The following is a 2,407-nucleotide window of genomic DNA, read 5'->3' on the forward strand; positions in this document are numbered from 1 at the left end:
AAACGATATGCTCATAATTTGCAAGGTCGATCGCGATACCCTGATTAAACACCTGTCCCTGCGGCGACATATAGATCGTAAACGGTTTATAATCAAGTCCCTCCGCAACAGACATATACGCGTCATACACAGGCTGTGCGTTCATAAGCATACCACCGCCACCGCTATACGGATAATCGTCAACCTTTCTATGTTTATTGGTTGAAAAATCACGAATATCAATAAAATTCATTTCAAGAATATTATTTTCTCTCGCACGACCGATTATACTGTCACCCAAAACCGCCTCAAACATTTGCGGAAACAATGTAAGCACATCAAATCTCATATGATTTTTCACGCCAAGTCCTCCAAGCCGTCCATCATTCTGACGGTTATTTTACCGCCCTCAACGTCGATATTAAGAACAACGTCATCTATAACAGGCAACAAAAGATTTTTCTTTCCCTCACGCTTTACTTCGTAAATATCGTTACTGCCTGTGTTGAAAACATCGCTTACAGTACCGATTTTTTCGCCGTCCTCAGTTACAATATCAAGACCGATAAGGTCGGCAATATAATACACGCCCTCAGGAAGCTCGCCCAAAATCTCGCGTTCGGCATAAATCACTTGATTTTTATACTTTTCAGCCATATTTATATCAGTAATCTGAGAAAATCTCACGATAAGATTATTCTTCTGATACTTTATACCCTTTACGTCAAGTCTTTCATATTCAGACTTTTTCTTTACATAAACAAAATCTATATCTTCAAACACTTCGGGATAATCGGTCCAAGGAACAACCTTAACTTCACCTCTTAAACCGTGTGTATTAACTATTTTTCCTACCTCAAGCAAGTCCATAACTAAATCCTTTCTTCAACATCGGAAATTAAAATACAAAAAGGGCTCACAAATGCAAGCCCCTACTATCCTATTGTAAGATTTCAACCGCAACTTTTTTATTTTCACGACTTGCGGCAGCTTTGACAACAGTTCTGATTGCCTTAGCAATTCTACCCTGTTTACCAATCACCTTACCCATATCGCTTTCAGCAACTCTAAGTTCCAAAGTTACTGTCTGGTCCTCGTTGTTAATTTCCTTAACATCAACCTGTTCGGGATAGTCAACAAGTGATTTGGCTATTATCTCCAATACTTCTTTCATTAGCCTATCCTCCATAATTAGATAATGTTAGACTTCTTTAGAAGAGCCTTAACAGTATCAGTTGGCTGAGCACCGTTTGAGATCCACTTCTTAACTGCCTCTGCATCAATATTAACTGTTGCAGGGTCTGTTAGAGGATTGTATGTGCCAACTTCTTCAATAAATCTACCGTTTCTTGGGTATCTTGAATCTGCAACTACTACTCTATAAAAAGGAGCCTTCTTTGCACCCATTCTTCTCAATCTAATTTTTACTGCCATTGTTCTTTCACCTCCCATAAATTATAAGCATAAATATATCATAAAGTATTTATCATACCTTATTTACGTTTTCTGAGACGTTTGAGCATTTTTGCCTGACGTCCGCCTGACAGCTGTTTCATCATCTTTTGCATTTGTTCAAACTGTTTCAAAAGCTGATTTACGTCCTGTACTCTTGTTCCGCTACCTTTCGATATACGGACTTTTCTGCTTGCGCCGATTATACTCGGCTTTCTGCGTTCTTCCTGTGTCATTGACTGAATTATCGCCTCAATATGAAGCATTTTCTTTTCATTTTCTTCAGTGTCAACGCTTTCAAGCATTTTCTTATCTATTCCCGGCAACATACCGAGTATTTGTGAGAATGAACCCATTTTTCTGATTTGCTTGAACTGTTCAAGGAAATCATCAAGGTCAAACTGTTGTTTACGGATTTTTTCTTCAAGCTCCTGTGCTTTCTTTTCGTCTATGGTTTCCTGTGCCTTATCGATAAGAGTAAGCACATCACCCATACCCAAAATTCTTGACGCCATTCTGTCCGGATGGAACTGTTCAAGGTCGCTCAATTTTTCACCGACCGACGCATATTTTATCGGCTTACCCGTAACTTGTTTTACGGAAAGTGCCGCACCGCCTCTTGTATCACCGTCAAGCTTTGAAAGTATAACACCTGTTATATTAAGCTGATCGTTAAATGATTTTGCGACGTTTACTGCGTCCTGACCTGTCATTGCGTCTACAACAAGAAGTATTTCCGTCGGATTTACTTCCGCTTTGATGTTCGCAAGCTCGTCCATAAGCTGCTCATCTATATGAAGTCGACCTGCCGTATCAAGGATAACAGGGTCGTTTCCATGCTTTATTGCGTGTGCTACCGCTTCTTTTGCGATAGTAACGGGATTTACGTCTGCACCCATTGAAAATACCGGTACTTGAATTTGTTTACCCAAAACTTCAAGCTGTTTTATAGCCGCCGGACGGTACACGTCACAAG

Annotated in this window: 4 protein-coding genes and 1 pseudogene; all 5 read right to left on the bottom strand. The window is 39.8% G+C overall.

What is annotated here, in order from left to right; translation table 11 throughout:
- A pseudogene (locus ACLTU0_RS11705) lies at positions 1 to 340 on the bottom strand (tRNA (guanosine(37)-N1)-methyltransferase TrmD); the annotation flags it as partial.
- Complete coding sequence (rimM, locus tag ACLTU0_RS11710; RefSeq protein ID WP_412322618.1) at positions 337 to 849, bottom strand: ribosome maturation factor RimM; 513 nt, start codon at positions 847 to 849, stop codon at positions 337 to 339. The pseudogene ACLTU0_RS11705 and the gene rimM, both read right to left, overlap by 4 nt.
- A gap of 70 nt (positions 850 to 919) precedes the next feature.
- Positions 920 to 1,153, bottom strand: a complete 234-nt coding sequence (locus ACLTU0_RS11715) for a KH domain-containing protein (protein ID WP_022229513.1) — start codon at positions 1,151 to 1,153, stop codon at positions 920 to 922.
- 17 nt (positions 1,154 to 1,170) lie between these two features.
- Positions 1,171 to 1,413, bottom strand: coding sequence for a 30S ribosomal protein S16 (gene rpsP, locus ACLTU0_RS11720; RefSeq protein WP_022229514.1), 243 nt, complete (start codon positions 1,411 to 1,413; stop codon positions 1,171 to 1,173).
- 59 nt (positions 1,414 to 1,472) lie between these two features.
- A partial coding sequence (locus ACLTU0_RS11725; protein WP_412322619.1) for a signal recognition particle protein occupies positions 1,473 to 2,407 on the bottom strand: 935 nt, incomplete at its 5' end.

The sequence above is a fragment of the Hominilimicola sp. genome, assembly GCF_046972485.1.
GTDB classification, from domain to species: Bacteria; Bacillota; Clostridia; order UBA1381; family UBA1381; genus Hominilimicola; species Hominilimicola fabiformis.